Below are 25,397 nucleotides of genomic sequence, written 5' to 3' on the forward strand. Positions count from 1 at the left end.
TCCCTTCAGCCCGTGTACTGGGTGAAGACCTTGAGGTAGTCGTACGGCTGCTGCGTCACACCGCTGCAGGAATCGCCGTCGGTGCCCGAGCCGCAGGGGCGGTCGCGGTTGACGGACCAGTAGGTGAGGCGCCCGATGTGGTGCTGCTGGGCGTAGGCGAGCATGGTCTTGAAGTCGGCGACCCGGACGCGCTCACCGGAGTCGTCCGTCGTGCCGTTCATCGACGACAGCCCGATGTGGGCGTAGGCGGTGGCGTCGCTGTACCCGTACGCCGACTTGACCCGTGCCTTGAGGCCCTCCATGGCCTGCGTGGTCAGGGTCCCCATGTTCGTGGTGCCGCCGCCGAAGTCGAACGGCATGATGCACCACACGTCGTTCGCCAGACCGGAGTTCGCGGCCCGCTTGATCATGTCGACGCCGGTGGAGTCGGGACCGCTGGTGGTGGTGCCGAAGGTGATGACGGTCTTCAGTCCGGGGTTGTTGGCCTTCACCGTCTTCAGCGCGTCGACCACGCGCTGCCGCACCGTCGCGTTCGACCACTCGGTGTTCTCGATGTCGATGTCGAGGGCCTTCAGCCGGTACGCGTCGATCACCTTCTGGTAGGCGCCGGCGAGCGCCGAGGCGCCGGAACACTTCTCGCCGAGCTTGTTCCCGCTCCAGCCGCCGACGGAGACGATCACGTCACCGCCGGCGGATCTGATCGCGTCGATCCTCGACTGGTCGGTGCCGCCGGTCAGCGGGCGCGAGCCGTCCCACTTCGGGTTGCAGCCGCCGTCGGAGAGGATGAACGCGAGGGTGAACCACTTGACGCCGGTCGCCGACATCACCGAAGTGGGGTTCTGCGGGTTGCCCCAGCCGAGGTACTCGTAAGGGGCGACGGCCATGCCCGGTGAAGCGGCCGCGCTCTTCAGGGAGTTGACGGGCTTCACGCGGATCAGCCGGGTCTCGCCGGGACGCAGAGTCGCGCTGTAGGAGTCGGCGATCGCACCCTTGTGGGAGCCGGACCACAGGTCGGTGACGTCTCCGGAGCCGGTGAAGCCGACCTGGGACCAGTCCACGGCGACCGTCGCGTTGCCGGACGTACCGGTGTTGAACAGGGCCACCACGTACTGGCCGTCGCTCTCCTTCTTGCTCCAGACCTGCTTGACCCCGCTGTTCACGATCCGCTTGGCGGCGACGCCGTCCTGGTCGACCCCGATGAGGCGGTCGTTGGTCAGCATCGCCTTGTCGACCGGGTCGAGATCGGTCAGGTCGGTGCCGATCAGGAGCGGCGAGGCGGCCATCGCCCAGAGGGTGAAGTGGGACCGGCGCTGGTCGGCGGTGAGGCCCACCCGATCGCCGTTGCCGATCTCCAGGGAGTCGAGGTCGTTCCAGCCGCCAGGGCCGGCGTGCGGCTGCCAGGAGGCCGCGGTGTTGAAGCGGGAGGAGACGTGCGACCAGTCGGTGAGCGGATAGCCGCTGCCGTTGTCACCGGGACCGCAGTAGCACTCCACGTCGCCCTGGGTGCGCCAGCTGTTCGCCAGCTTCTTCCAGGTGGAGGCGTCCGCTATCGGAAGGTTGTTGGACAGCGCGAAGTTGATGGGCCGTCCGGTGGCGCGCAGCGCCTTGTCCCAGGCCTGGACGTCGGGGACGTCCTGGCTGCCCACCCCGTCGATCTTGAGGTAGTCGACTCCCCAGGAGGCGAACTGCCGCGCCCAGGAGTTCACGAACTCCTGCGCGCCGGGCTTCCCGTAGTCGATGTAGTACATGTTCTTGCAGTTGTAGTTCTTCTCCGTCCTCGAGGTGTCCGCTATGTCCTTCGCGTGGAACGAGGTCCCCTCGATCGGCGTGTTCTTGGTGACGGCGTTCTTGGCGATGCCGGGCGTCACGTAGAAGCCGAACTTCAGGCCCTTGGAATGGACGTAGTCGGCCAGCGCCTTGATACCGGACGGGAACTTGGCGGTGTCCACGGCCCAACGGCCGTAGGAGTCGACGACGAAACCGTTGGAGTCGCACTTCTGCCAGAAGTCGTCCAGGTTGATGTGGACGAAGCCGTGGTTCTTGAGGCCGCTGGACACGAGCGCGTCGGCCTGGGCCTTGATCTTCGCCTCGGTCGGCGAGCGGCGGACGAAACTCCAGCTGCTCCAGCCCATCGCGGGCCGGACGGACTGGCCGTTGTCGGAGGCGGCGGCCGGCCGGGCGGCGGCCAGCAGCGGGACGGCCGAGGCGATCAGCAGCCCGACCAGGGCCACGATCAGTGATCTGACACGGATGGCATGGGTGATGCCTTTCATGACTGTCCCCTCTTCGCGGGAGTCGCGTACGAGGTGCCGATCCACGCCTCGTCGATCCGCAGCCGCTGGTAGCGGGTCGTGTCGGTGGAGGCGGCCCAGGTGGAGCCGACTTCGAGGCGGACGTAGCGGGCGCCTGCCGCGGTCAGGTCGATGCCCTGGATGCCGCGGCGGCTCGGCAGTTGGCCGGCCTTCACCGGGCTGCCCCAGGTGGAGCCGTCGGCGCTCAGATACACCTTGTAGTCCTTGATCCGCGCCGACTGCTCGGTGTCCGAGCGGGCGTAGGCGACGGAGTCCTCTCGCTGGTTGAGCCCGAGGTACTGGACCTTCTTCGAGCTGCCGAGGTCGAAGGTGAGGCTCACCGGGAGGGATGTGTCGCTGTCCCAGTAGGTGCGGTAGTCACCGTCACCGGCGGCCGAGCCCGCGTGACCGCTCGCCGAGGCGCTCGCGCTCACCTTGACGCCGGTGAGGATGCCCTGGCGGCCGGCCGTGGTGACCTTGAACACCGTGTCGTACGGGTCCCAGGCACCGAGGCCGGTGAGGGTGAGTACGCCGCCCGACTGCGACCACGAAACCGCCGCGCCCGTACGGAGGTTGGTGACCGACGCGACACGGTAGCCGTTGTCGCGGATGCGCAGGGTGCTGGTGCTGGGCGGGGTCAGGACGTGGATGTACTGGCGGTCGGGGTCGGTCTTGCTGATCGTGGTCACGCCGTGGGCGCCGTCGTTCCAGAATCCCGGTTTGAGCCCGCCGTACAGGTAGCCGCCGCCCTCCGTGCCGTGCAGGGACTCCCAGATGGGGTCGAGGTAGGAGTTCGCGAAGTTGTTGAAGTCGGCCTGGTTGGCTGGGAACTTACCGTTGACCTGGGCGGTCTCGGCCATCAGCGCCTTCACGGACGAGCCGGTGTTGGTGACGAGGCGGCCGAGGGTGAGCATCTTGTCGACCGACGGGTCGGTGCCGCCGTACCACCAGGCGCCGGTGGAGGGCAGCTTGAAGTCGGCTTCGGTGAGGCGTGGTTGGGCCGTGTAGACCGCCTGCGGGTAGTCGTACCCGGGCGTCATCCCCGTCTTCTGCTCATTGCTGATCATGTCCATGATCGGCGTGTCTTCGTTGTTGTTGCTGAGCGTGTAGTTCGGACGCTTCTCGTAGATCTGCTGGTAGAGGTCGTGGCTCTCCCAGTAGGCGTTGTCGTTGTCGATCCAGAAGCCGCCGAGGTCGGGATAGCGGTTCATGACCTCGAAGAAGTTGTCGTAACTGAACTGTCCGAAGCCGTCGTTGGTGGTCAGGTCGACGTTCTTGCCCTTGTGGGCGGAGTAGGCGGCCGAGTCGAGCCACTCGTGGCCGCCCTCGTCGTGCCACTGGGGATCGTTGGTCATGTAGAGGATCACCTTCAGCCCCTTGGCCTTCGCGGCGGTGACCAGTTCACCCAGGAAGTCGCGTTGGGTGGAGCAGGAGCCCGGGATCTTCGACGGCCAGGCGCGGGCGTAACCGAGACGGCTGTGGAAGGAGGCGAGGACGAGGTACTGCGTGTGCAGCTTCTGGGCCTCCTTCACCCAGTAGTCGGCGTTCCAGCCTCCGTTCGTGACGTCGGCCTCCCAGGCGGTGCAGCTGGTGTGGGCGGGCGCGGTGCGCAGGCCCCAGTGCAGGAACAGTCCGCCCACCGAGGCGCGGAGGAAGTCCTGGCGGGGGTTGTCCAGATCCAGCGGCTCGGCCGCCGTACCGCAGTCCTGGCCTCCCGAGACCCGCAGGGCGCCGCCGGACGTGTTGTGGCTGTCCGTCAGGCAGCTGCCCGTCACGTCCTGGAAGCCCACGTCGAACCGGGAGCCGCCGCCGTTCTTCGCCGTGTTGACGGCGGGGGTGTCGTTGGCGGAGCCGTCTCCCTTGGCGCCATAGTCGCGTACGTCGAAGACGGTGGCGGCTCGGGGTGGCTCCTGCGGGGTGGCCGGGGCCGCCGGGTGGCTGAGTCCGAGGACGGCGGCGACGACGACGAGGACGATCGCCGCCGCTCGGGAGCGTGGGGCAGTGGGGGGTTTCAAGATGACGGCTCCTCAGACCAGTTGGTAACCACGGAGGTTGCTGAGCAGCAAGTACGTGTTCTGGAGGGAGCCCGAGGTGTCGCCGAGGGAGCGGTAGATGCCCCACTTCGGGCGGACCCGGTCGGCCAGGAAGGTGTCGACGCCGGTCTTCGACGCGTCGATGACGGTCGAGCCACCGGACTTGAGGATCCAGCGGACCGAACCCGCCGAGCCGTCGCCGACCTTGATCTGGAAGTCGACGTCGGTCCACTTGTCGTGCAGCGGGTCCAGGTCGGTGCGGCCGACGAGGATGTCGTCGATGGCGAGTTTCAGCTCGATGGTCTGCTTGCCGTTCACCCGGCGCAGGGACTGCACGACGATCGGCGAGGTGCCGCTGCCGGGCTGCTTCATCTGCATGATGTGGGTGAAGGTGGTGGTCGCCTTCAGGGAGCTCGGGATGTACATCGAGTAGGTGACCCGCCAGGTCTGGCCCTTCGTCCACTTCAGGTAGTTGCTTCCGCTGCCGTTGCGCAGCCCTGTGACCTCCTGGCGCTGGCGGTCGGTCGAGGTGTCGCGGTCGACGGTGTGCATGTCGAAGCGCCAGTTGTTGCCGGTGGCGTAGATGTGCGGCTGTCCGGCGGAGTGCGAGTCGGCACGGTCGTCCTCGATCGTCTCGAAGGCGCCGAGGCCGTCGCCGCTCGCGGAGGGGGCCCACTTCTGCTGCCAGGAGGCGGCGTGGGCGGTGGTCGCCGTCGGCAGACCGACCGCGGCCGCCGTGGCACCGCCGAGCGCGGCGCCCAGCAAGGACCTTCTGGATGTGTTCATGACACTAATCACCTCGCAGTTGTTCGTTCATGATCAGGAAGGCGCCCAGGCCGTGGAAATCGTTGGTGGCCCGGTCGCGAGCGATGTAGTACGCGTAGTCGCCGACGTTGGTACCGATGGAGATGTCGGCGAGGTTCGTGCGCCCGTCGGAGCCGACCGAGAGCTTGTCGAGCACGCCCTGGTAGCCGCGGTGTGCGACGGCCTTGAAACGCTGGTCCAGGTATCCCTGCTGGGCGCCGCGCGAGAGGGCGTAGGTGAACATGCTGGAGCAGGACGTCTCGGTCCAGTTGTCGCCGCGGGCGCCCTTGTCGATCACCTGGAACCAGCGGCCGGTCGCCGGGTCCTGGTACCTCTCCAGGCCGGCCGCCAGCTTGCGGAAGACGCCGAGCAGCTGGGCCCGGCGCGGGTGATGCTGCGGAATGCCGTCCAGCACGCCGACGATCGCCATGGAGTACCAGCCGACCGCACGGCACCAGTGCTCGGGGGCGAGCCCGGTGCGCGGGTCGGCCCAGCCGGCGCTCTTCGACTCGTCGTAGGCGTGCTCGAGCAGTCCGTTCGCGACCTGGAGGTGGCTTCCGTAGACGGCGAGCTGTTTCGCGGCCTCGTCGTCGGCGTACGAGCTGTCGCCGAACTCCTCTCCGTACTCGACGAGAAACGGGTTCACCATGTAGACACCGTCCGCCCAGAGCTGGTGGGCGCGGCTCGCGGTATCGGCGTGCCAGAAGCCACCGTCGCTCGTGCGGGGATAAGCGGCCAGGCGGTCGACGATCTTCTTCGCCGCCTTGCGGTAGCGGTCCTGGCCCGTCTCGTGGTGCAGGATCACCAGGAGCCGGCCGGCCTGCATGCCGTCCAGGCTGTTGAAGGACTGGCCGATCGAGCCGTCGCTCTTCACGAAGCGGTCGACGTAGTCCTTGATGTAGGTCAGGTAGCGGGTGTCATGGGTGCGTTGGTACGCGAGGTACTGGCCGTAGAGGTACAGGCCGACCGGGTAGGACCAGCCACCGATGCTGCTCGGTGTGAAGCGGGCCATGGTCGACTCGACCATCGCCACGGACCAGTCCCGGTCCGGGGACCGGCCGATCGGGGAGCCGGCGGGCGGGGGTGCGGCGGCCGGCACGGTGACCAGGGTCGCGGCGGCCAGTGCAAGGGTCGTCATGGCCGTGCGAAGACGACGGCGTCTCATGTTCCTCCCTCTCCGTGAGCCAGGAGACACGGGAAACATCGGATGAAAGCCAGGGTGGATTCATATCTGTGAACCGAGTTCAGGATTCCGCCCGTCGGCGCGATCCAGAGTCGCGGCAGGACCGTCAGCGGTCAATGGTCTGTACCGAAGAGGTCGGATGCTTCCAGCCAATTTCAGCCATCGCCCACTGACTCGCGGGTCAGTTCGGACGGATTCTCCGGTCAGGAATGCATCACGGCCCGTGATCGTTGACCATAGGAGTGCCACCTGACCACAACCGTAAGGATCAAGAGCTCGTGAGCAGCAAGGTCCCCCCGATCATCCTCAACAACGGCGTCGAGATGCCCAAGCTGGGTTTCGGCGTCTGGCAGGTGCCGGACGACGAGGCCGAGCGCGCGGTCGCCACGGCGCTCGAGGCCGGGTACCGCAGCATCGACACAGCGGCGATCTACGGCAATGAAGTGGGCACCGGAAAGGCGATCGCCTCCTCCGGAGTGGCCCGCGAGGACATCTTCGTCACCACCAAGCTCTGGAACAGCGACCAGGGCTACGACTCGACCCTGCGCGCTTTCGACACCTCGCTGGAGAAGCTCGGCCTGGACTACGTGGACCTGTACCTCATCCACTGGCCCACGCCCTCCCGTGACCTGTACGTCGACAGCTACAAGGCGTTCGAGAAGCTGCACGCCGACGGCCGGATCCGGGCCATCGGCGTCTCCAACTTCGAACCCGACCACCTGGAGCGGCTGATCGCCGAGACGTCCGTCATCCCGGCCGTCGACCAGATCGAGCTGCACCCGCACCTTCAGCAGCACGCGGCCCGTGAGTACCACGCGGAGCAGGGCATCGCCACCGAGGCCTGGTCCCCGCTCGGCTCCGGCAAGGGTCTCCTGGAGGTCCCGGCCATCGTGGCCATCGCCCAGAAGCACGACCGCACTCCGGCCCAGGTCGTGCTGCGCTGGCACCTCCAGCTCGGCAACGTCGTGATCCCGAAGTCCGTGACCCCGTCCCGGATCAAGGAGAACATCGAGGTCTTCGACTTCAGCCTGGACACCGAGGACCTGGCGGCGATCAGCGCGCTCAACGAGGACCGGCGCCTCGGCCCGGACCCGTCGACGTTCAACGCCGCCTGACGGCACACCGGTTCGGCCGGCGGAGCGGTCCCTGTCGTGGGGACCGCACCGCCGGCCGTCGTGTGTCCGGCGTCAGCCGGTCCGTTCCGCGCGTCAGACGGGCTGCCCGATCGGACGTACGACGACGGTGTTGATGTCGACGCCCTCCGGCTGCCGTACGGCCCACACCACCGAGTCGGCGATCTGGTCGGCGGTGAGCAGGTGGCCGGGCGGGAGGCTGCCGTAGGCGTCCCAGAACGGCGTCTCCACACGGCCGGGGGCCACCAGGGTGACACCGACACCGAACTCGGTGACCTCACGGCGGGCGTTCTCGGCGAGCCCGGTCACCGCCCACTTCGTCGCCCCGTAGATGTTGCCGGGCCCGTGGATGAACCCGGCGACGCTGCCGATGAGCACGATCCGGCCGCGGGTCTCCTTGAGCGCGTCGATGGAGGCGCGGATGAGGAGAGCGGGGCCGAGCACGTTGGTCAGCACCATCTCGGTCCAGCCGGCGGGGTCGCCCGCGGCGACGGTGTCATGGGTGGCGAACCCCGCGTTGGCGACGACCGTGTCCAGTCGGCCGAACTCCTTGAGCGTGCCGTCGACCGCGGCGCTGATGTCGCCGTACTCGGCGGCGTTGCCGACGAACGTCAACAGGCCGTCCGGGTTGCCGAGTTCCTCGGCGAAGGCGCGCAGGCGCGGCTCGCCCCGCCCGGTGACGGCCACCCGGTGCCCCGCGTCGAGCAGTTGCCGTGCGACCGCGGCGCCGATACCGCTGCCGCCGCCGGTGATGAGCGCGACCGGTGAATCGTCGGACATGGCTTCCCCCTGTGTTCCCCTGCGGACTCGTGGATGGCAGGGAGTACATCAGTTGAAGCGCTCTCGAAGTCAAGTGCCGCAGGTTCGGCGGTGGTCGGCGGAGGGGAACCAGCGCCGCCACTGTGTCTCGGTGAGCTCTGCGGGCATCCGGGCGCACACCGTTCGCGCGGCACGGTCGGGGTCCAACCAAAGGATTCTGTCGGCGAGATGGGGTGTGGCCACATGCAACTCATCGCCGTCCGGGGTGAATCCGAGGGCGAGTACCGGGGCGTCCCCCACGGGCAGGGTGGCGGCCGGGAGGGCGGGGGTGGCGGTCTCCCAGACCTTCACGGACCCGTCAGGATCACTGGCGGCCACCAGCGAGCCGTCGGTGGAGAAGCCGAGAGCGGGTGCGTGCCGGTTGGAGCCGCCGCTCCTCAGGACGGCCAGCCTGCGCCAGTCGCGTGCTTCCCACAGGGTGACGCGGCCCTGGACATCGGCAGCGGCGAGGTATCGGCCGTCGGGGCTGAAGGCCCCTTCGGTGAGGTAGTCCTCTCCCTGGACCCCGGCGCGTCCCTTCGGCCGCTTGCCCGTCGCGACGTCCACGAGGGCGCCCTCGGAGGTCAGCGCGGTGCGGCCGGCGGGGTCGACGGTCACGGTCTGCTCGCCGTTCACGGTCACGGGGCTCTTCACCGGGGTGGACCGGCCCCGGATGTCGAAGGCCGCGGCCCGCGCCGCCCGGTCCCGCCACATTCCGCCCGTCAGCCCCTGGAGCGAGAGGGTGTGCACGGAGGCGGTGCGTCCCTGTTCGCGGTAGCGCAGCACGCCCGCGCCGGGGTCCAGGCTGAGGTCGCCCACAGCAGAGGTGTCGACGGGGAAGGTGAGCAGCGGTTCACGCGGGTTGTCATCCGCGGGGGCCGGCAGGTCGAGGCGCCACAGCGCGAGGGAGCCCACGGTCCAGGTCACCGCGTAGTCACCGGCGAACTCGACGCGCAGGGCATCGGCCAGGGGCAGTCGGGGCCGTTCACGTCCGGTCCGGATGTCCCACGTGACAACGCCCGTGGACGTGGCGGTCGCCACGGCCTGGCTGTCGGCGGTGAAGGTGAGCTCGTCACCCCGGCACAGCGCCCGCCCGGTGGCCGTGGGCACGGGGGTGGTCACGAGGTGCCCGGCGACGGTGTCCAGAATCCGCGGCTGCCCGCCGTGGTCGGTGCACCAGGCGAGGTAGCGGCCGTCGCGGCTCTGCGCGGGCAACGCGCCGTCACCGGTGCCCCGTTCGTATCGGAACAGCACCCGCTGTCGGCGTACGTCCCACTGGGTGAGCGTCGCCCGCTCGGCTCCGCCCGGCACCAGACGCCGTACGAGAAGCGTGCGTCCGCCCGGTCCGAACGCGGCGTCGGTGTCGGTCGCCGGGCCGGTCGCGAACCGGTGTGTACTGCCGTCGGACAGGGCGCCGACCACCAAGTCCGCGCCGCCCGGCCCTCGGTGGGCAACCAGCCGGCCGTCCTCGCTGACATCGACCACGTCCTCGGACAGGCCGGGCCACTCGACGGAGCGGATGCGCCGGTGGGACGTCACGTCCCACTGAACGACCGTGTCACGCACTAGAGTTGTCAGGACACGACCGTGGCTGCCGAGCCACGTCGGGGCGTTGAGGGCGCGGCCGCCCTCCTCGGGCGCGATGAACACGTCCCGTTCGCTCTGCGCGGCGGCCGTCCGCAGGACCCGCCGGGTCTCGGGCAGGTCGGCGACCCGCCACGCGGCCAGGGCGAGGTGCGCCGCGGTGCGTGGATCGCTCTGCCGGAGGGTGTCCACCAGGTCGGCCGCGCTGCGGGCCTCGGCCTCGTCCCGCTGGCGCGCGCTGACCCCACTCTGCCGCCAGGCGGCGACGACCCCGACCACGGCCAGGCACAACAGCACGGCGAGCGCTGCGGTCAGGGCGCGCAGTCGGCGGGCGGTCCGGGTGGCGGCACGTCGGCCGCGTTCGTACGCCTCGACGCTCGCCGCCAGGAAGTCCCGTTCGAGCCGGTTCAGTTCACCGACATCACCACCGTCGCCGTCGTCGCCGAAGGTCTCGCGGGCCTGCGTCAGCCGCGTCCCCCGGAACAGCGCGCCGGGGTCCCGTCCCAACGCGTCCCAGGTGAGGGCGGCATCGGTGAGCGCGCGGTGCAGGCGCAGCCGTTCGCGGTCCTCGTCCAGCCAGCCTCGCAGCCGTGGCCAGGCGCCGAGGACGGCCTCGTGGGCGAGGTCGACGGTGGTGCCGTCGACCGTCAGCAGCCGGCTGCGCACCAGCAGCTCCAGGACACGGGCGGTCGTCCCGTCCGCGTCGAGTTCCGCGCGGTCCACGGGCCGCCGGGTGTCCTCGGTGCCGTCGCCGGGGTTGACCAGCCGCAGCAGCAGGCGGCGCAGCGCGGCGGCCTCGGCGGGGGTGCACCGGGCGTGTACGGCCTCCGCGGTGTGCGCGACGGCGCCGCGGACGCCGCCGACGGCTTCGTAGGCGGCGAGGGTGAGGGTCTTGCCGGTGCGACGGCGCCAGACCTCGCGCACCGCGTGGGCCATCAACGGCAGTCCGCCCGGTTCACCGGCCACGTCCGCGACGATCCGCGCGGTCAACGCCCTTTCCACGACCAGCCGTTGAGCCGCGGCAGGGCGCACCACGGCCTCCCGCAGCGCCGCCGGCGGCATCGGTCCGACGAGCAGCGTGGAGTCCCGCAACGCCTCGGCGAGCGGCCCGTGTTCGGCGCACCGGCCGTAGAAGTCGGCCCGCACGGCGATCACCACGCGCAGCCGCGACGCCGGGTCGACGGCCGCGAGCAACTCCCCGAGGAACCGGGTGCGTTCCTCGGCGTCGGCACCGAGCGTGAAGACCTCCTCGAACTGGTCGACGACGAGGAGGGTGTCGCCGTGGCCGTCGTGCGGGGTGAAGAGGGCCTCGTGGGTGCGGAGGGGACGGGCGCCCGGCGTGAGCAGACGGATGGCGGCGAGGTCCGTGCCCGTCCCGGCAGAGGGATCCCGCAGCGCCGGTATCAACCCCGCCCGCAGCAGCGAGGACTTGCCGCTGCCGCTCGCCCCGACCACCGCCACGAACCTCTTGACGGCGGTGAGTCCGACGAGTTCGGCGGTCAGGTCGTCGCGGCCGTGGAAGTGCTCCCCGTCCCCCGTCTCGAAACGGGCGAGTCCCGGATAGGGGCTGTCGTCCTCCTCGGCGTCCTCGACCGCACGCGCGTCGGCCGACTCTGCGGCCGCCTCCCGCCACCGTCGCTCCCACTCCGCCGGATCACCGTCGCACGCGGCGACATAGGCGAGGAGCACCGGCAGGGTCGGCAGCCGTTCACCGGCCGCGGCCGCGGAGAGGGTGGGCGCCGAGTAACCGGCGCGGGCCGCCATGGCGCGGTACGTCGGGGTGCCCGCCTCGTCGCGCAGCTTGCGCATCTCGTAAGCGAACCGCTGCACGGTCCCCGCCCCCGGATCGAGCGGCTTCTCCCGGCGCCCCATGTGCGTCTCCCCCTCCGCTCACGACCGTCCCGCACGTCGACGACCGCCCCCGCGAATTGATTGGCCCGCCGATTCGGGGCTGCCCAACAATCCTCCGGCCCCTGAACTCGTCGGTGCACGCCCACTCATCGGGCCCCGTGCTCCCGCCACGCACCGGAGTCAGTCATCGCCACCACACACTCACCAGGACCTCTGTTACGGCCGGTTCGGTTGCCAAGCGCGGCGTCCAGGACCGCGCCCTCCGCCAGGTGGCCCTGGTTCGCGCTCGTCCCCGCCGCCCTCTCCCTCGCCCTCGGACTGTGGGGCATCCGGCGCGGCGGCAGCATATGGCGGGACGAGGTGGTGACGTACGACATGGCGCAGCGCTCCCTGCCCGACCTGTGGAGCACGCTGGGGCACGTCGACGCGGTGCACGGTCTGTACTACCTGCTCATGCACGCCCTGTTCCGTCTGTGCGGAGACATGGACCCCCTGCTCGTGCTGCGCATGCCCTCGGTTCTGGCGACCGCGGCCGCGGCCGGACTGCTGGCGCTGGTGGGCCGGCGCCTCGCCGGCCCGCGCGCGGGGCTGCTGGCCGGGATCACCTTCGCCGCGCTCCCGCCGGTACAGCGGTACGCGCAGGAGGGCCGTTCGTACGCCGTCGTCTGCGCGCTGATCGTCGGGGCGACGTACCTGCTGGTGCGGGCCGCGGACCGCCGTACGGCCGGAGCCTGGGCGGCCTACGGCGCGGTCCTGGCCGCCGCCTGTCTGCTGCACGAGTTCGCCGTCCTGGCCCTGCCCGCACACCTCCTGGCGCTACCGCGTTCGGCCCGCCGCGCCGCCCTCCGCGTCGCTCTCGCGGTCTGCACCGGCCTGGCACCCCTGACCGCGCTGAGCATGCGCCAGTCGGACCAGGTGTCGTGGATCGGCGGCCCCGGAGCGGGTGCGCTACTGGGCTTCGCCGGAGTGAGCGCACTGGCTCTGACCTGCGCCGCCCCGCTCCGACGAAGCCCCGTGCCCCGGCTGGCCCTCCCGCTGGCGATCCTGCCCGCGCTCACCCTGATCGTCCTGACCCCGCTGAAACCGCTCTACGTCGACCGCTATGTCCTCTACGGCCACGCGGGCACGGCCCTCCTCATCGGCGCGGCCCTCGACCGGCTGGGCCGTACCCGGACCCTCGCCATGGCCGCGGCCGTGCTCGCCCTGCTACCGGTCACCCTCCAGTTGCGCACCCCGGAGAGCCGCACCGACGACGCCTCAGCGATCAGCAGAGCGATGACCACCGCGCATGCCGAGGGTGTCGTCTACATGCCGTCCCGCCGCCGAGTGTGGTCACTGGCCGACCCGGCCTCGGTACGGCGGCTGCGCGACCTGGCCCTGGACCGCGGCCCGGCGGCGTCGGGAACCCTGTACGGCACAGAGGTTTCCGCCCCGGCGATCCGCGCCCGCATGCTGGCGACCGAACGGATCGTCGCCGTAGGGGATCCGGCAGGGCAGCCGCTGGACCGCACACCGCAGGAGGAGATGAAACGGCGGGTACTGGCCGACGACTTCGTCGCCTTCCGTGTCCGGCACGTCCGGGGCGCACTGATCACCGAGTACCTCAACCGGTCCGCACAGCCGTGTGCACGGTGTGCGCCGCCAGCACGAACACATCCGTCCGCCGATGCACGCTCGCCGCGTCTTCAGGATCGAGCAGCCGGTCAAGCGTGTCACGGTCGTCCGCGTCCAGCCGCTCGGCAAAACCTTCCCGCAGCCACCCGAGCGACGCGGCGATGTACGCACGGGCCCGATCGGTCGTCGGCGCCGGAAGATCCAGCATGAAGCTGCGCGTACCGGTGTGCCGCAGCCCGGCGGAGGCCATCAGCGCGGGCCAGTCCTCGACCTCGGCGACGGAGTCGGCCAACCCCGCCCGCATCTGCGCGAACCGCTCCTCCTCCAGCGCGTCGAGCCGCGCCTGGAGCCCCGGCCGGCCGATCCCGATGTCCCGGGGCAGGAAGCGTGCGGGCAGCCCGCCCTCCATCAGCGCCAACGTGCCGCCCCGCGCCAGGCGTGCGGCGAACGCGGCGATCCCGGCCCGCTGGTCCCCGAGGTGGTGCAGACTCCGACTGGCCCAGAGGAGGTCGACGGGATAGTCCAAGTCGTCGAGAATTGAGGGCAGTTCACCGGCGAGGGTCCCGAAGCGGTCGGCGACACCGAGCCGCACGGACCGGTCCCGGGCCCGCTCAAGGAGCGGTTCGGCCCCGTCGACGGCGACCACCCGGGCGCCAGGAAACGCCTCGGCGAGAAGACAGGACAGCACCCCGGGCCCACTGCCCGCGTCGACGATCAGCCCCGGCTCGGTCTGCTTGTGCCCCAGCCAGGCCAGGGCCCGCTCGTACAGCGGTGTGAACAGTTCCGCCTGGGTCTCCAGGTAGTCGGCCATCCTGGACCAGTCGATGTCGGTGTGGTCGTGGTGGTGGTGACCGTGCTTCTCGTGATCGTGCGGCATGCTGTCAGCCTCTCCTCGGGATGCGGCCAGCGTGCTCCGACGCACCGCGAAGAGGCCAGCGATGTTGCCACGGCAGCAAAAAGCACGGCAAAGCGGACGCAAAGAAAAGGGGATGCGCCCACCCCGGCCGGTCCCCCACGATGACTCCATGGACGATGAACTGGTGGAGCGTTTCCTCGAAGACGGATTCGTGAAGATCGAGGGCGCCTTCCCGCCACGCGTCGCCCAGCACTGCGCGTCGCTGCTGTGGCGGGAGACGGGCTACGACCCCGAGGACCCTGCCTCCTGGAAGGACCCTGTGGTCCGGGTGGCCGGAATGGCACAGGGCCCGTTCGCGGCGGCCGCCAACCCTCCGGTGCTGCACGAGGCGTTCGACCTGCTGGTGGGCGAGAACCGCTGGCAGCCCCGCTACTCACTGGGCACGTTCCCGTTGCGGTTTCCGCACGCGGAGGAACCGGACGACGCGGGCTGGCACATCGAGGGCAGCTACCTCCCCGAGGACGCGCCCGCCGGCATGTACCACACCAACCTGCGCTCCAGGGACCGCGCGCTGCTGATGCTGTTCCTGTTCAGCGAGGTCACCGAGACCGACGCCCCGACCCGCATCAGAGTCGGCTCCCATCTCGACGTACCGCCGGTCCTGGAGCCGTACGGCGAACAGGGCGCCTCCTTCATGGAGTTGGGCCCGAAGGTGGACAAGGCCTCGGCACACCGCCCGCTCGCCCACGCCACCGGCAGCCCGGGGGACGTCTACCTCTGCCACCCCTTCCTGGTCCACGCGGCCCAGCCCCACCACGGCACCCGCCCCCGCTTCATGGCCCAGCCGCCCCTGCTCCCGGCGGTGCCGTACGAGTTGAGCAGATCCGACGGCGACTATTCAGCGGTGGAGTTCGCAATCCGCCGGGGCCTGGCCCAAGAGAACTGACCAGACCCCGGGCGGCGTGATTCCTTCAGGGGCGCGGGGAACTGCGCGACCAGCCACGACGAACCCGCAGCCGACATCGCACAGCACCCCGCATTTCCTCAGAGCGCCGGATACGCGTTCTGCATCAGCTGCTGGAACTGCGCCGAGAACCAGTGCCCCGACAGCGGAGCGTTCGGCAGCGCACCGGACATGTTGTTGTTGTTCCTCGGGTTGCCGGTGTACGTCGGGTCGCACATCCGGTCGAAGCCCTTGCCCTCGTCGTTCGCGATCGCGGAGCTGGACCCGTCGGACTCACCCGGAGGCTTGATCCACACGTAGGCGTCGATCCCGGCAGCCGGGCCGGCCTGCGGACGCTCACCGAGACCGGCCCCCGACTGGTTGCACCAGTTGCCGACATGGATCCGCCGGTCGATCCGGCCGCCGTTGACGTAGGTGTCCACGTCCGTCGTGGCGCCAGGGCCGGTGGGCCGGGCGGTGCCGCCCCAGCCGTTGCGGGAGGTGTCGATCAGCATGCCGACGCCCGAGGCGAAGCCCTGGTTCACCGCTTCCTGGCGGAAGGCCTGGGCGAAGGAGAGCTCGTCGGTGTACCGGTTCCAGTCCACCCACTTCGACTCGCGCACGGACTTGCCGCCCGCGGAGTCGTTGATGGTGAAGTACTGCTCCTTCAGAGCGCTGTAGTTGGCGGTGTTGGTGATGAAGCCCTGCACGTCGTTGACGGTGGCGCCCTCGGCGGTCGCCGCCTGCTTGATGGTCTGGACGGTCGCCGAGAAGTTGTCGTCCCAGCCGATCCAGCCGTGGTGTCCGGCGTCCACGTAGTTGTAGACGTTGGGCGCGTCGCCGAGCTTGTTCAGCGCGTAGCCGACGCCCTTGATGTAGTTGCCGTTGGCCTTCATGGTGTCGCAGTTGGCGGTGGCGGTGGCCCGCGGCGAGACGTTGGTGACGAGGTTGGGCAGCGAGTCGATCTCGATCGTGTTGACGATCCGCAGCGAGGCGTACTTGGGGTCGGCGAGGATCGCCGCGATCGGGTCGATGTACTGCGTCTTGTACTTGTCGATCTCCGTGGCACCGAGTTCGCCGTTGGAGGCGAGCGCCGCACAGTCACGGCCGGGCAGGTTGTAGATGACCAGCTGGACGACGAGTTCGCCGCTGCCCTTCTGCTCCAGGGCCTTGTCGAGGTGGGCGCGCAGTCCCATCCCGCCGTTGACGCCGTTGATGGCGGCGATCCGGTCCAGCCACACACCGGTGGGCTGGTTGGAGATCCGGCTGCCACCCGGCTCCGCGGCGGCCTTCGCCGACCACTCGGGGTTCACGTACACCTTGGCGCCGGCGTACGGGTTGTCGACCTTGGTGCCGCCCCCGGGGTCCGGCGGGTTCGTCGGATCGGTGCCGCCGTCGACGTTGCAGGTCACCCCGTCGAGGGTGAAGGTGGCCGGGACGGCGTTGGTGCCGCTGTAGGTGCCCTGGAAGCCGAAGCTGACCGAACCGCCGGTGGCGAGCGTGCCGTTGTAGGACTCGTTCGCGGCGGTGACGGCCGTGCCGCTCTGGCTGATCTTGGCGTTCCAGCCGCTGGTGACCTTCTGGTTTCCGGCGTACGCCCACTTCAGCGACCAACTCGACTTGGCCGTGGTGTTGTTGGTGATGGTGACGGCGGCGGTGAAGCCGGTGTCCCACTGGTTCTGCACCTTGTAGTCCACGGTGCAGGGGACGGCGGCGAGGCCTGCGTCCCCGGGGGTCACGGCCAGTGCGGTCCCGGAGGCCCCGGCGACCAGCGCCAGGGCAGCGAGGAGCGCTGTTCTCGTACGACTCATGAGTGCGGGTTTCCTTCTCGTTCGCGGATGGTGTCCGTTGGGCGGGTGCTATCCGTTCAGGGCGCGCAGATGGTCACGCAGCCCGGTGCCGAACGCTGTGGGTGTGCCGTCGTAGCTGCTGATCAGAGACGGTCCGGAGGAGCAGTCCCAGGTGTTCCAGGTCCAGCCGAGGTACGACAGACCGCGGTCGTCGAACCACTTCATGACCTGGTCGATGAATCCGTGCGCGCAGGTGTTCTCGCCGATCTCCCCTGCCACGAGGGGGACTTGGGCGACCACCGGGGCGAGCGTGGAGTTCCAGCAGCTCTCGTTGGCGCAGGTGTTGAAGTTGTACACGTGCCAGGCGGCGGCGAGATTGCCCGCCGGGTCGGCCGGTCTGTACGTCAGCCACTGGCTGAGGTCGTTGGAGTAGGCGATCCCCCCGGCCAGGATCAGGTTGGTCGCGCCGGTGCCCCGGACGCTGTCGACGAGATCCTGCATACCGGCGACCTCGTACCCGATGCCCGGGCAGCTGCCGCCGTCCCGCCAGCACTGCCACGCCTGGGTGGTCGTGGAGGTGGCGCGGTCCGGGTAGGGCTCGTTGAACAAGTCGAAGACGACGGTGCGGTCGTTCTTGAAGGTGTTGGCCACCGAGGCCCAGAAGGAGGGCGTGTACTGCATGTCGGGCATCGGTTTCTGGCAACTGGCGTGCACGTCGGAGCAGCCGGCGGAGTTGCCGGTGTACTGCCCGTAGGTCCAGTGCAGTTCGACCACGGGTGTCATGCCGTGGCCCTTGACCTTGGCGACCAGGTCCTTGACGGCGTTGATGTAGTTCGCCCCGGCGTAGGCCGGATCGATGGTGGACAGCCCCAGCCAGCACTCCTCGTTGAGAGGGATGCGGACCGTGTTCGCCTTCCAGTCGGCGATCGCCTTCACCGAGGCGTCGTCGACCGGGCCGTCGAAGATGCCCCGGCCTTGGACGCACATGAACTCGCCGCCGGACCGGTTCACGCCGAGCAGACGGCGGGTCGCGCCGCCGGCGTCCACGAGCTTGTTGCCCGACGCGCGGAGGACGGGGGGCCCGTCTTCCGCGGGATCCGTCGGCTCCGGTGTGGGCGAGGGCTCGACGGCCGTGTTGCAGCTGGTGCCGTTGAGCTTGAACGAGGTCGGAACGGCGTTGCTCCCCGACCAGGACGCGATGAATCCGGCGCTGACACTCGCTCCGGTGGCCAGGGAGCCGTTGTAGCTCTCATTGGCCGCGGTGACCGTCGTACCGGACTGGGACCATGTCGCGTTCCAGCCCTGGGTGAGCTTCTGGCCGCCGGCGAAGTCGAAGGCGAGGCTCCAACTACTCACGGCGGCCGTGTTGTTGGTGATTTTCACGGCACCTTGGAAGCCGCTGCCCCACTGGCTGGTGACGGAGTACTCCACCGAGCAGGCAGGGGCGGCGCCGGACGCCGTGACCACCGGCACCGTCACGGACCCGATGAGGGCGACCGCGCCGGCAACGGCTGCAAGTACTGAACGCGGGGGGTGTCGCATGAGCGACTCCTTGCAGATCAGCGCGCCGTTACGGACGCGTCGACTGATGGAATCGCTCCCACTGATGTCAAGGAAGGTAGCGCCAAGTGACGGCAAAGAACAGAGGGGTCACTTGACTTTTCCTCAGTCACGTTCGTCGAATCTTTTCGACTCTTCACGAGCCTTGACCCCTTGAATGGTCGTCTCCACTATGGGAGCGCTCCCACTGGTTCAAGCCTTGACTTCTCCGAGCCGCACAAGGAGGAACCAGCAATGCCCCCCACCAGGAGACGCCGGACCGTCCGGCGATTGTGGACCGCTGTCGTGGCGGCCATGGCACTGCCGTTCGCGATGCTGAGTGCGGCTTCAACTCCCGCACAGGCAGCTGCAGTTCAGTGCAGTGTCGACTACAAGACCAATGACTGGGGCTCCGGCTTCACCGCGGATCTGACGATCACCAACCGCGGCACGGACGCCATCAACGGCTGGACCCTGACGTACAGCTACGCGGGCAACCAGAAGCTGAGCAACGGCTGGAACGGGACCTGGTCCCAGTCCGGCCAGACGGTCACGGTCAACAGCGCCTCGTACAACGCGAACATCGCCGCGGGCTCCGCCGTCACCACCGGCGGGCAGTTCACCTACAGCGGCGCCAACGCGGCGCCGACGAACTTCGCGATCAACGGCACCTCGTGCACCGGCGCCCACCAGCCGCCGATCACCGTGCTGACCAGCCCGGCCGCGGGCGCGGTCTACACCCAGGGCAACGCGGTCCCGCTCGCCGCGACGGCCGCCGCCGCGGACAACGCGACCATCAGCAAGGTGGAGTTCTACGACAACACCACGCTGCTGGGCACGGACACGACGTCGCCGTACTCGCTCTCGGTCTCAAGTTTGACCGTGGGCAGTCATTCGCTGCTCGCGAAGGCGTACGACAGCCTGGGCGCGTCCGGGGAGTCGACGCCGGTCGGCATCACGGTCGCCTCGGGTCCCGCGGTCGTCGCCTCGGCCACCCAACTCGCCGTCCAGCAGGGCAAGACGGGCACGTACACCGTGAAGCTGTCGACGCAGCCCTCGGCCAACGTGACCGTCACGACCGCCCGCACCGGCGGCAACGCCGGTCTGTCGGTGACCGGCGGCGCCTCGCTCACCTTCACCCCGTCGAACTGGAACACCGCGCAGACGGTGACCATCACCGGCAACGCCTCCGGCACCGGCGCGGCGACCTTCGAGTCGACGGCGACGGGCCACGCCAAGGCTTCGGTGACGGTCACCCAGATCGCGGCGACGGGCACCTACAACGCCCGCTTCCTGGATCTGTACGGCAAGATCACCAACCCGGCGAACGGCTACTTCTCCCCCGAGGGCATTCCCTACCACTCGGTCGAGACGCTGATCGTCGAGGCGCCGGACCACGGCCACGAGACCACATCGGAGGCGTACAGCTACCTCCTGTGGCTCCAGGCCATGTACGGCAAGGTGACCGGCGACTGGTCCAAGTTCAACGGCGCCTGGGACATCATGGAGAAGTACATGATCCCCACGCACGCCGACCAGCCGACCAACTCCTTCTACAACGCCTCCAAGCCGGCGACCTACGCGCCCGAGCTGGACACTCCCAACGAGTACCCGGCGAAGCTGGACACCGGGGTGTCGGTGGGTTCGGACCCGATCGCCGGTGAACTGAAGTCCGCGTACGGCACCGACGACATCTACGGCATGCACTGGCTGCAGGACGTCGACAACGTCTACGGCTACGGCAACTCGCCCGGCAAGTGCGAGGCGGGACCGACGGACACCGGACCGTCGTACATCAACACCTTCCAGCGCGGTGCGCAGGAGTCGGTGTGGGAGACGGTGCCGCAGCCGACCTGCGACCAGTTCAAGTACGGCGGCAAGAACGGGTACTTGGATCTCTTCACCGGTGACGCCTCCTACGCCAGGCAGTGGAAGTTCACCAACGCCCCGGACGCCGACGCACGTGCGGTGCAGGCCGCGTACTGGGCCGACAAGTGGGCGAAGGAGCAGGGCAAGGGCTCCGACGTCTCCGCGACCGTGGGCAAGGCCGCGAAGATGGGCGACTATCTGCGCTACGCCATGTACGACAAGTACTTCAAGAAGATCGGCAACTGTGTCGGTCCTTCCACCTGCGCGGCCGGTACCGGCAAGGACGCCTCGATGTACCTGCTGTCCTGGTACTACGCCTGGGGCGGCGCCACCGACACCTCGGCGGGCTGGGCCTGGCGCATCGGATCCAGTCACGCGCACGGCGGCTACCAGAACCCGATGGCCGCGTACGCGCTGAGCTCCTACGCCGACCTCAAGCCCAAGTCGGCGACGGGTGCGGCGGACTGGAACACCTCGCTGGGCCGGCAACTGGAGTTCTACCGCTGGCTGCAGTCCGACGAGGGTGCCATCGCGGGCGGTGCGACGAACAGCTGGGCGGGCCGCTACGCGACTCCCCCGGCCGGAAAGTCGACCTTCTACGGCATGTACTACGACCAGCAGCCCGTCTACCACGACCCGCCGTCCAACCAGTGGTTCGGCTTCCAGGCGTGGTCGATGGAGCGGGTCGCCGAGTACTACCAGCAGACGGGGAACGCGCAGGCCAAGGCGGTCCTCGACAAGTGGGTCGACTGGGCGCTGTCCAAGACCACGATCAACCCGGACGGCACCTACCAGATCCCGTCGACCCTTCAGTGGTCGGGCCAGCCCGACACCTGGAACGCGTCAAGTCCCGGCACCAACAGCGGACTTCACGTCACCGTCGCCGACTACACCAACGACGTCGGCGTGGCCGCCGCGTACGCCAAGACCCTGACGTACTACGCGGACCGCAGTGGTGACACCCAGGCCGCTACCACGGCCAAGGCCCTGCTGGACGGCATGTGGACCAACTACCAGGACAGCCTGGGAATCGCGGTGCCGGAGAACCGGGCGGACTACAACCGGTTCGACGACGCGGTGTACGTCCCGAGCGGCTGGACCGGGACCATGCCGAACGGTGACGCGATCAATGCGTCGTCGACCTTCGAGTCCATCCGGTCGTTCTACGAGGACGACCCGGCCTGGTCGAAGATCGAGGCGTATCTGGCGGGCGGCGCGGTGCCGTCGTTCACTTATCACCGGTTCTGGGCCCAGGCGGACATCGCCCTGGCCATGGGGTCGTACGCGGAGCTTCTCGAATAACCAGCCCCCGCCGAGCGCTCCGCGGGTTGGACCGTTGTCGACTGCGGGTCCGTTGTGGCTTGTCGCGCTCGCGTGGCGGAGCCGCAAATCGATGCAGTCCCGCGCCCCTGAAGGGGCGCACCAGGCACCGTTCCTTCCCTGAAACCGCTCGAAGGCTCCGTGTATGAGGTCCCGCCACCGGACGGTGGGGCCGAAACGGCCGGGCGGCCCCCTCCCGCACTGGGGGTCGCCCGGCAACTCTCGCACCATAGGGAAAGCGCTTACCCCCCACGTCCCCCTTTCCGGAAAGGATCCTCCCGTGCGAAGAACCCGCATCCTCACGGCCGTGCTCGCGCTCGCGGCCGGGCTGCTCGCCGGCACCCCACCCGCACTGGCGGCCGACAGCACCGCGAAGGTCTCGCTCGCCGCCGACACGTACACCTGGAAGAACGCCCGGATCGACGGAGGCGGTTTCGTCCCCGGGATCGTCTTCAACCGCTCCGAGAAGAACCTGGCGTACGCCCGCACCGACATCGGCGGGGCCTACCGCTGGCAGGAGTCCTCCAAGACCTGGACACCGCTGCTCGACTCGGTCGGCTGGGACGACTGGGGGCACACCGGCGTGGTGAGCCTGGCCTCCGACGCCGTGGATCCGAACAAGGTGTACGCGGCCGTCGGGACGTACACCAACAGCTGGGACCCGAAGAACGGCGCGGTCATGCGCTCCTCGAACCGGGGCGCGAGCTGGCAGAAGGCCGACCTGCCCTTCAAGCTCGGCGGCAACATGCCGGGGCGGGGCATGGGCGAGCGGCTGGCGGTCGACCCGAACAAGAACAGCGTGCTGTATCTCGGGGCGCCGAGCGGCAAGGGGCTGTGGCGGTCGACGGACTCCGGGGTGAGCTGGTCGCAGGTGGCGAACTTCCCCAACGTCGGCAACTACCAGCAGGATCCGAGCGACACGAGCGGCTACGCCAGCGACAACCAGGGCATCGTCTGGGTGACCTTCGACGAGTCGACGGGCACGTCCGGGAACGCCACCCGGGCGATCTACGTCGGCGTCGCGGACCTCCAGAACTCGGTGTACCGGTCGACCGACGCGGGCGCGACCTGGACGCGGCTCGCCGGCCAGCCGACGGGCCACCTGGCCCACAAGGGTGTCCTGGACGCGGCGGGCGGCTCTCTGTATCTCTCCTACAGCGACAAGGGCGGGCCGTACGACGGCGGCAAGGGCCAGGTGTGGCGGTACGCGACGGCGACCGGCACCTGGACGAACATCAGCCCGGTCGCGGAGGCCGACACCTACTACGGCTTCAGCGGACTGACGGTGGACCGGCAGAAGCCCGGCACGGTCATGGCCACCGCCTACAGCTCCTGGTGGCCGGACACCCAGATCTTCCGCTCCACGGACAGCGGGGCGACCTGGACCCGGGCGTGGGACTACACGTCGTACCCCAACCGCGCGAACCGCTACACCATGGACGTCTCCTCCTCCCCGTGGCTGACCTGGGGGGCGAATCCGTCACCGCCCGAGCAGACGCCGAAGCTCGGATGGATGACGGAGTCGCTGGAGATCGACCCGTTCGACTCGAACCGCATGATGTACGGGACGGGGGCGACGGTCTACGGCACGGAGAACCTCACGACCTGGGACTCCGGCGGCCAGTTCACCATCAAGCCGATGGTGCAGGGCCTGGAGGAGACCGCGGTCAACGACCTCGCCTCACCGCCGTCTGGCGCCCCGCTGCTGAGCGCGCTCGGTGACGTCGGCGGCTTCCGGCACACGGACCTCAGCAAGGTCCCGTCGATGATGTTCACGTCCCCGAACTTCACCACGACCACGAGTCTGGACTTCGCGGAGACGAACGCGAACACGGTGGTACGGGTCGGCAATCTGGACTCGGGCCCGCACATCGCGTTCTCGACGGACAACGGGGCCAACTGGTTCGCGGGGACCGACCCTTCGGGCGTCAGCGGTGGCGGGACGGTGGCCGCCGCCTCGGACGGCAGCCGGTTCGTGTGGAGCCCCGACGGCACGGGTGTGCAGTACACGACGGGCTTCGGTTCGTCCTGGTCGGCGTCGAGCGGCATCCCGGCCGGGGCGATCGTGGAGTCGGACCGGGTGGACGCGAAGACCTTCTACGGCTTCAAGTCCGGGAAGTTCTACGTGAGTACGGACGGCGGGGCGACGTTCACGGCGTCCGCGGCGACCGGACTGCCGAGCGGTGACAGCGTGCGCTTCAAGGCGCTGCCCGGCGTGAAGGGTGACGTCTGGCTCGCGGGCGGGGCCACCGACGGGGCGTACGGTCTGTGGCACTCCACGGACGGCGGCGCGAACTGGACGAAGTTCTCGAACGTCGAGCAGGCCGACGCGATCGGCTTCGGGAAGGCGGCCACGGGGGCGTCTTACCAGACGCTCTACACCAGCGCGAAGATCGGTGGCATCCGTGGCATCTTCCGCTCGACCGACAAGGGCGCGACCTGGACCCGCATCAACGACGACGCCCACCAGTGGGGTTGGACCGGCGCGGCCATCACCGGTGACCCGCGGGTGTACGGGCGGGTGTACGTCTCGACCAACGGACGGGGCGTGATCTACGGCGACACGTCCGACACGAGCGGCGGAGGCGGCACCGATCCGACGGACCCGACGGATCCGACAGACCCGACCCCGACGGGCGCCTGCGCGGTGACGTACAGGATCACCAACCAGTGGTCGGGCGGTTTCCAGGCGGACGTCCAGCTGAGCAACACGGGCTCGAGCGCCTGGACCGGCTGGTCACTCGGCTGGGCCTTCCCCAACGCCCAGACGATCTCCCAGACCTGGAACGCCGAGTCCACCCAGTCGGGCTCGACGGTCACCGCGAAGAACGTCGGCTGGAACGCCAACGTGGCCGCGGGCTCCTCCGTGAGCTTCGGCTTCACGGGGAGCTGGTCGGGGACGAACGGAAAACCGACGGCGTTCACAATGGGCGACCAGAACTGCACGGTCGCCTGACCGAACCGTCGAGGGCGCGTACCGCACCGGGTACGCGCCCTCACGACCGCGCATCGAATGTCCAGATCACAACCGAATCACCTCGTCCGCACAACTCTCACTTCTTCTTCACACCTCCCGTTAGGCTCATCCCCCACGAAAAACCTCAGGGGGGACCATGTCGTACACCCAGCCGCCTCCGCCTCCGCCTTCTTTCTCTCCGCCTCCGCCTCCGGGTTTCGGGCCACCGCCCGTTCCGCCCACACCCCGGCCCGGCTGGGCCCGCAAGCGGGTGCTCATCCCCGTTGCCGTGGGCATCCTGCTCCTCGGCGTGGGCATCGGGGCCGCGGGGAACGGCGACGGAGGCAAGAAGGCCTCCGCCGAGCCGGCCCCCACCGTCACGGTCACCGCGCCGGCGCAGGTCGACGCCGAGGCGGAGCCCGCTGCGACGGTGACCGTCACCGAGACGGCCACGGCGAAGGCCGAGGCGGACACGTCCGACAGCGCCGATGCGGCCCCCAGCGGCAAGGCGGTGTTCAAGGTGTGGGGCTCGGCGCCCGCGGGGGTCGACATCACCTACGGCACCGACGGCACCAACCTCCAGGGCAAGGGACTGCCGATGGAGAAGAGCCTGAGCGTCGACGAGGACGCCCTCTTCTACCAGGTGACCGCTCAGCTCATGGGCGGCGGGGACGTCCAGTGCTCGGTCACCATCGACGGCGAGACGAAGAAGGGCCGGGCCCAGGGCGGATACAACATCTGCTCCGCGCAGCTCAACAGCGATTTCAGCGGCGGCTTCAGTTAGCCGCCCCGGTGGGTGCGTGCTCCGCGATGGCGCACGCACCCACCGGTGT

The 25,397-nt window shown here is 69.3% G+C and carries 14 protein-coding genes and 1 pseudogene; 6 read left to right on the plus strand and 9 right to left on the minus strand.

Going from position 1 to position 25,397, the window contains the following annotated elements:
* Positions 1-5: 5 nt before the first annotated feature.
* The 4 genes from AQJ46_RS35625 to AQJ46_RS35640 are packed head-to-tail and all read right to left on the minus strand — an operon-like array spanning position 6 to position 6,293.
* A complete protein-coding gene (locus AQJ46_RS35625; protein WP_059209498.1) occupies positions 6-2,273 on the minus strand; it encodes an alpha-galactosidase in 2,268 nt (755 codons plus the stop codon).
* Positions 2,270-4,306, minus strand: coding sequence for a discoidin domain-containing protein (locus AQJ46_RS35630; protein ID WP_225887474.1), 2,037 nt, complete (start codon positions 4,304-4,306; stop codon positions 2,270-2,272). The genes AQJ46_RS35625 and AQJ46_RS35630 overlap by 4 nt, the downstream gene beginning before the upstream one ends.
* Before the next feature lie 12 nt (positions 4,307-4,318).
* Positions 4,319-5,110, minus strand: a complete 792-nt coding sequence (locus AQJ46_RS35635; RefSeq protein WP_059209499.1) for a heparin lyase I family protein — start codon at positions 5,108-5,110, stop codon at positions 4,319-4,321.
* Between the two features lie 4 nt (positions 5,111-5,114).
* Entirely contained in the window at positions 5,115-6,293 is a 1,179-nt protein-coding gene (locus AQJ46_RS35640; protein WP_059209500.1) for a glycoside hydrolase family 88/105 protein, read from the minus strand.
* 296 nt (positions 6,294-6,589) lie between these two features.
* On the opposite strand from AQJ46_RS35640, the gene AQJ46_RS35645 reads away from it, so the two are divergent.
* Positions 6,590-7,426, plus strand: a complete 837-nt coding sequence (locus tag AQJ46_RS35645; protein WP_057608186.1) for an aldo/keto reductase — start codon at positions 6,590-6,592, stop codon at positions 7,424-7,426.
* A 93-nt stretch (positions 7,427-7,519) separates the two neighbouring features.
* On the opposite strand, the gene AQJ46_RS35650 is transcribed toward AQJ46_RS35645, so the two are convergent.
* Positions 7,520-8,224 carry an SDR family oxidoreductase gene (locus tag AQJ46_RS35650; RefSeq protein WP_059209501.1) on the minus strand — a complete coding sequence of 235 codons (705 nt, stop codon included), beginning with the start codon at positions 8,222-8,224 and terminating at the stop codon, positions 7,520-7,522.
* Positions 8,225-8,293: 69 nt separating this feature from the next.
* Entirely contained in the window at positions 8,294-11,698 is a 3,405-nt protein-coding gene (locus AQJ46_RS35655; RefSeq protein ID WP_059209502.1) for an nSTAND1 domain-containing NTPase, read from the minus strand.
* Between the two features lie 432 nt (positions 11,699-12,130).
* Between AQJ46_RS35655 and AQJ46_RS57575 the strand changes: the two are divergent.
* A pseudogene (locus AQJ46_RS57575) lies at positions 12,131-12,532 on the plus strand (glycosyltransferase family 39 protein); the annotation flags it as partial.
* A 748-nt stretch (positions 12,533-13,280) separates the two neighbouring features.
* On the opposite strand, the gene AQJ46_RS52810 reads toward AQJ46_RS57575, so the two are convergent.
* Positions 13,281-14,168, minus strand: a complete 888-nt coding sequence (locus AQJ46_RS52810) for a class I SAM-dependent methyltransferase (RefSeq protein WP_079072550.1) — start codon at positions 14,166-14,168, stop codon at positions 13,281-13,283.
* 112 nt (positions 14,169-14,280) lie between these two features.
* Here AQJ46_RS52810 and AQJ46_RS35670 point away from each other — a divergent pair, with 112 nt between their 5' ends.
* A complete protein-coding gene (locus tag AQJ46_RS35670; RefSeq protein ID WP_079072551.1) occupies positions 14,281-15,093 on the plus strand; it encodes a phytanoyl-CoA dioxygenase family protein in 813 nt (270 codons plus the stop codon).
* A 98-nt stretch (positions 15,094-15,191) separates the two neighbouring features.
* Here the strand turns inward: AQJ46_RS35670 and AQJ46_RS35675 are convergent, their stop codons facing one another.
* Both AQJ46_RS35675 and AQJ46_RS35680 read right to left on the minus strand, forming a co-directional pair.
* Positions 15,192-16,901, minus strand: a complete 1,710-nt coding sequence (locus AQJ46_RS35675; protein ID WP_059209505.1) for a glycoside hydrolase family 6 protein — start codon at positions 16,899-16,901, stop codon at positions 15,192-15,194.
* Between the two features lie 48 nt (positions 16,902-16,949).
* Positions 16,950-18,422 carry a cellulose binding domain-containing protein gene (locus tag AQJ46_RS35680; RefSeq protein ID WP_208617034.1) on the minus strand — a complete coding sequence of 491 codons (1,473 nt, stop codon included), beginning with the start codon at positions 18,420-18,422 and terminating at the stop codon, positions 16,950-16,952.
* 252 nt (positions 18,423-18,674) lie between these two features.
* On the opposite strand from AQJ46_RS35680, the gene AQJ46_RS35685 reads away from it, so the two are divergent.
* The 3 genes from AQJ46_RS35685 (at position 18,675) to AQJ46_RS35695 (ending at position 25,348) form a co-directional block, all read left to right on the plus strand.
* Positions 18,675-21,590 carry a glycoside hydrolase family 48 protein gene (locus tag AQJ46_RS35685; protein ID WP_059209506.1) on the plus strand — a complete coding sequence of 972 codons (2,916 nt, stop codon included), beginning with the start codon at positions 18,675-18,677 and terminating at the stop codon, positions 21,588-21,590.
* A 298-nt stretch (positions 21,591-21,888) separates the two neighbouring features.
* On the plus strand, positions 21,889-24,564 hold the full coding sequence (locus AQJ46_RS35690) for a cellulose binding domain-containing protein (protein WP_059209507.1): 2,676 nt from the start codon (positions 21,889-21,891) through the stop codon (positions 24,562-24,564).
* A 289-nt stretch (positions 24,565-24,853) separates the two neighbouring features.
* Entirely contained in the window at positions 24,854-25,348 is a 495-nt protein-coding gene (locus AQJ46_RS35695) for a hypothetical protein (RefSeq protein WP_225887476.1), read from the plus strand.
* Positions 25,349-25,397: the final 49 nt, after the last annotated feature.

Source organism: Streptomyces canus, from assembly GCF_001514145.1.
Lineage (GTDB): Bacteria > Actinomycetota > Actinomycetes > Streptomycetales > Streptomycetaceae > Streptomyces > Streptomyces canus.

Excerpts from the sequence above, each read along its gene's own strand:
- AQJ46_RS35685 (WP_059209506.1), top strand. The coding sequence starts at position 18,675 with ATGCCCCCCACCAGGAGACGCCGGACCGTCCGGCGATTGTGGACCGCT.
- AQJ46_RS35675 (WP_059209505.1), bottom strand. The coding sequence starts at position 16,901 with ATGAGTCGTACGAGAACAGCGCTCCTCGCTGCCCTGGCGCTGGTCGCC.
- AQJ46_RS35625 (WP_059209498.1), bottom strand. The coding sequence starts at position 2,273 with ATGAAAGGCATCACCCATGCCATCCGTGTCAGATCACTGATCGTGGCC.
- AQJ46_RS35670 (WP_079072551.1), top strand. The coding sequence starts at position 14,281 with ATGCGCCCACCCCGGCCGGTCCCCCACGATGACTCCATGGACGATGAA.
- AQJ46_RS35680 (WP_208617034.1), bottom strand. The coding sequence starts at position 18,422 with ATGCGACACCCCCCGCGTTCAGTACTTGCAGCCGTTGCCGGCGCGGTC.
- AQJ46_RS35635 (WP_059209499.1), bottom strand. The coding sequence starts at position 5,110 with ATGAACACATCCAGAAGGTCCTTGCTGGGCGCCGCGCTCGGCGGTGCC.
- AQJ46_RS52810 (WP_079072550.1), bottom strand. The coding sequence starts at position 14,168 with ATGCCGCACGATCACGAGAAGCACGGTCACCACCACCACGACCACACC.
- AQJ46_RS35640 (WP_059209500.1), bottom strand. The coding sequence starts at position 6,293 with ATGAGACGCCGTCGTCTTCGCACGGCCATGACGACCCTTGCACTGGCC.
- AQJ46_RS35650 (WP_059209501.1), bottom strand. The coding sequence starts at position 8,224 with ATGTCCGACGATTCACCGGTCGCGCTCATCACCGGCGGCGGCAGCGGT.
- AQJ46_RS35655 (WP_059209502.1), bottom strand. The coding sequence starts at position 11,698 with ATGGGGCGCCGGGAGAAGCCGCTCGATCCGGGGGCGGGGACCGTGCAG.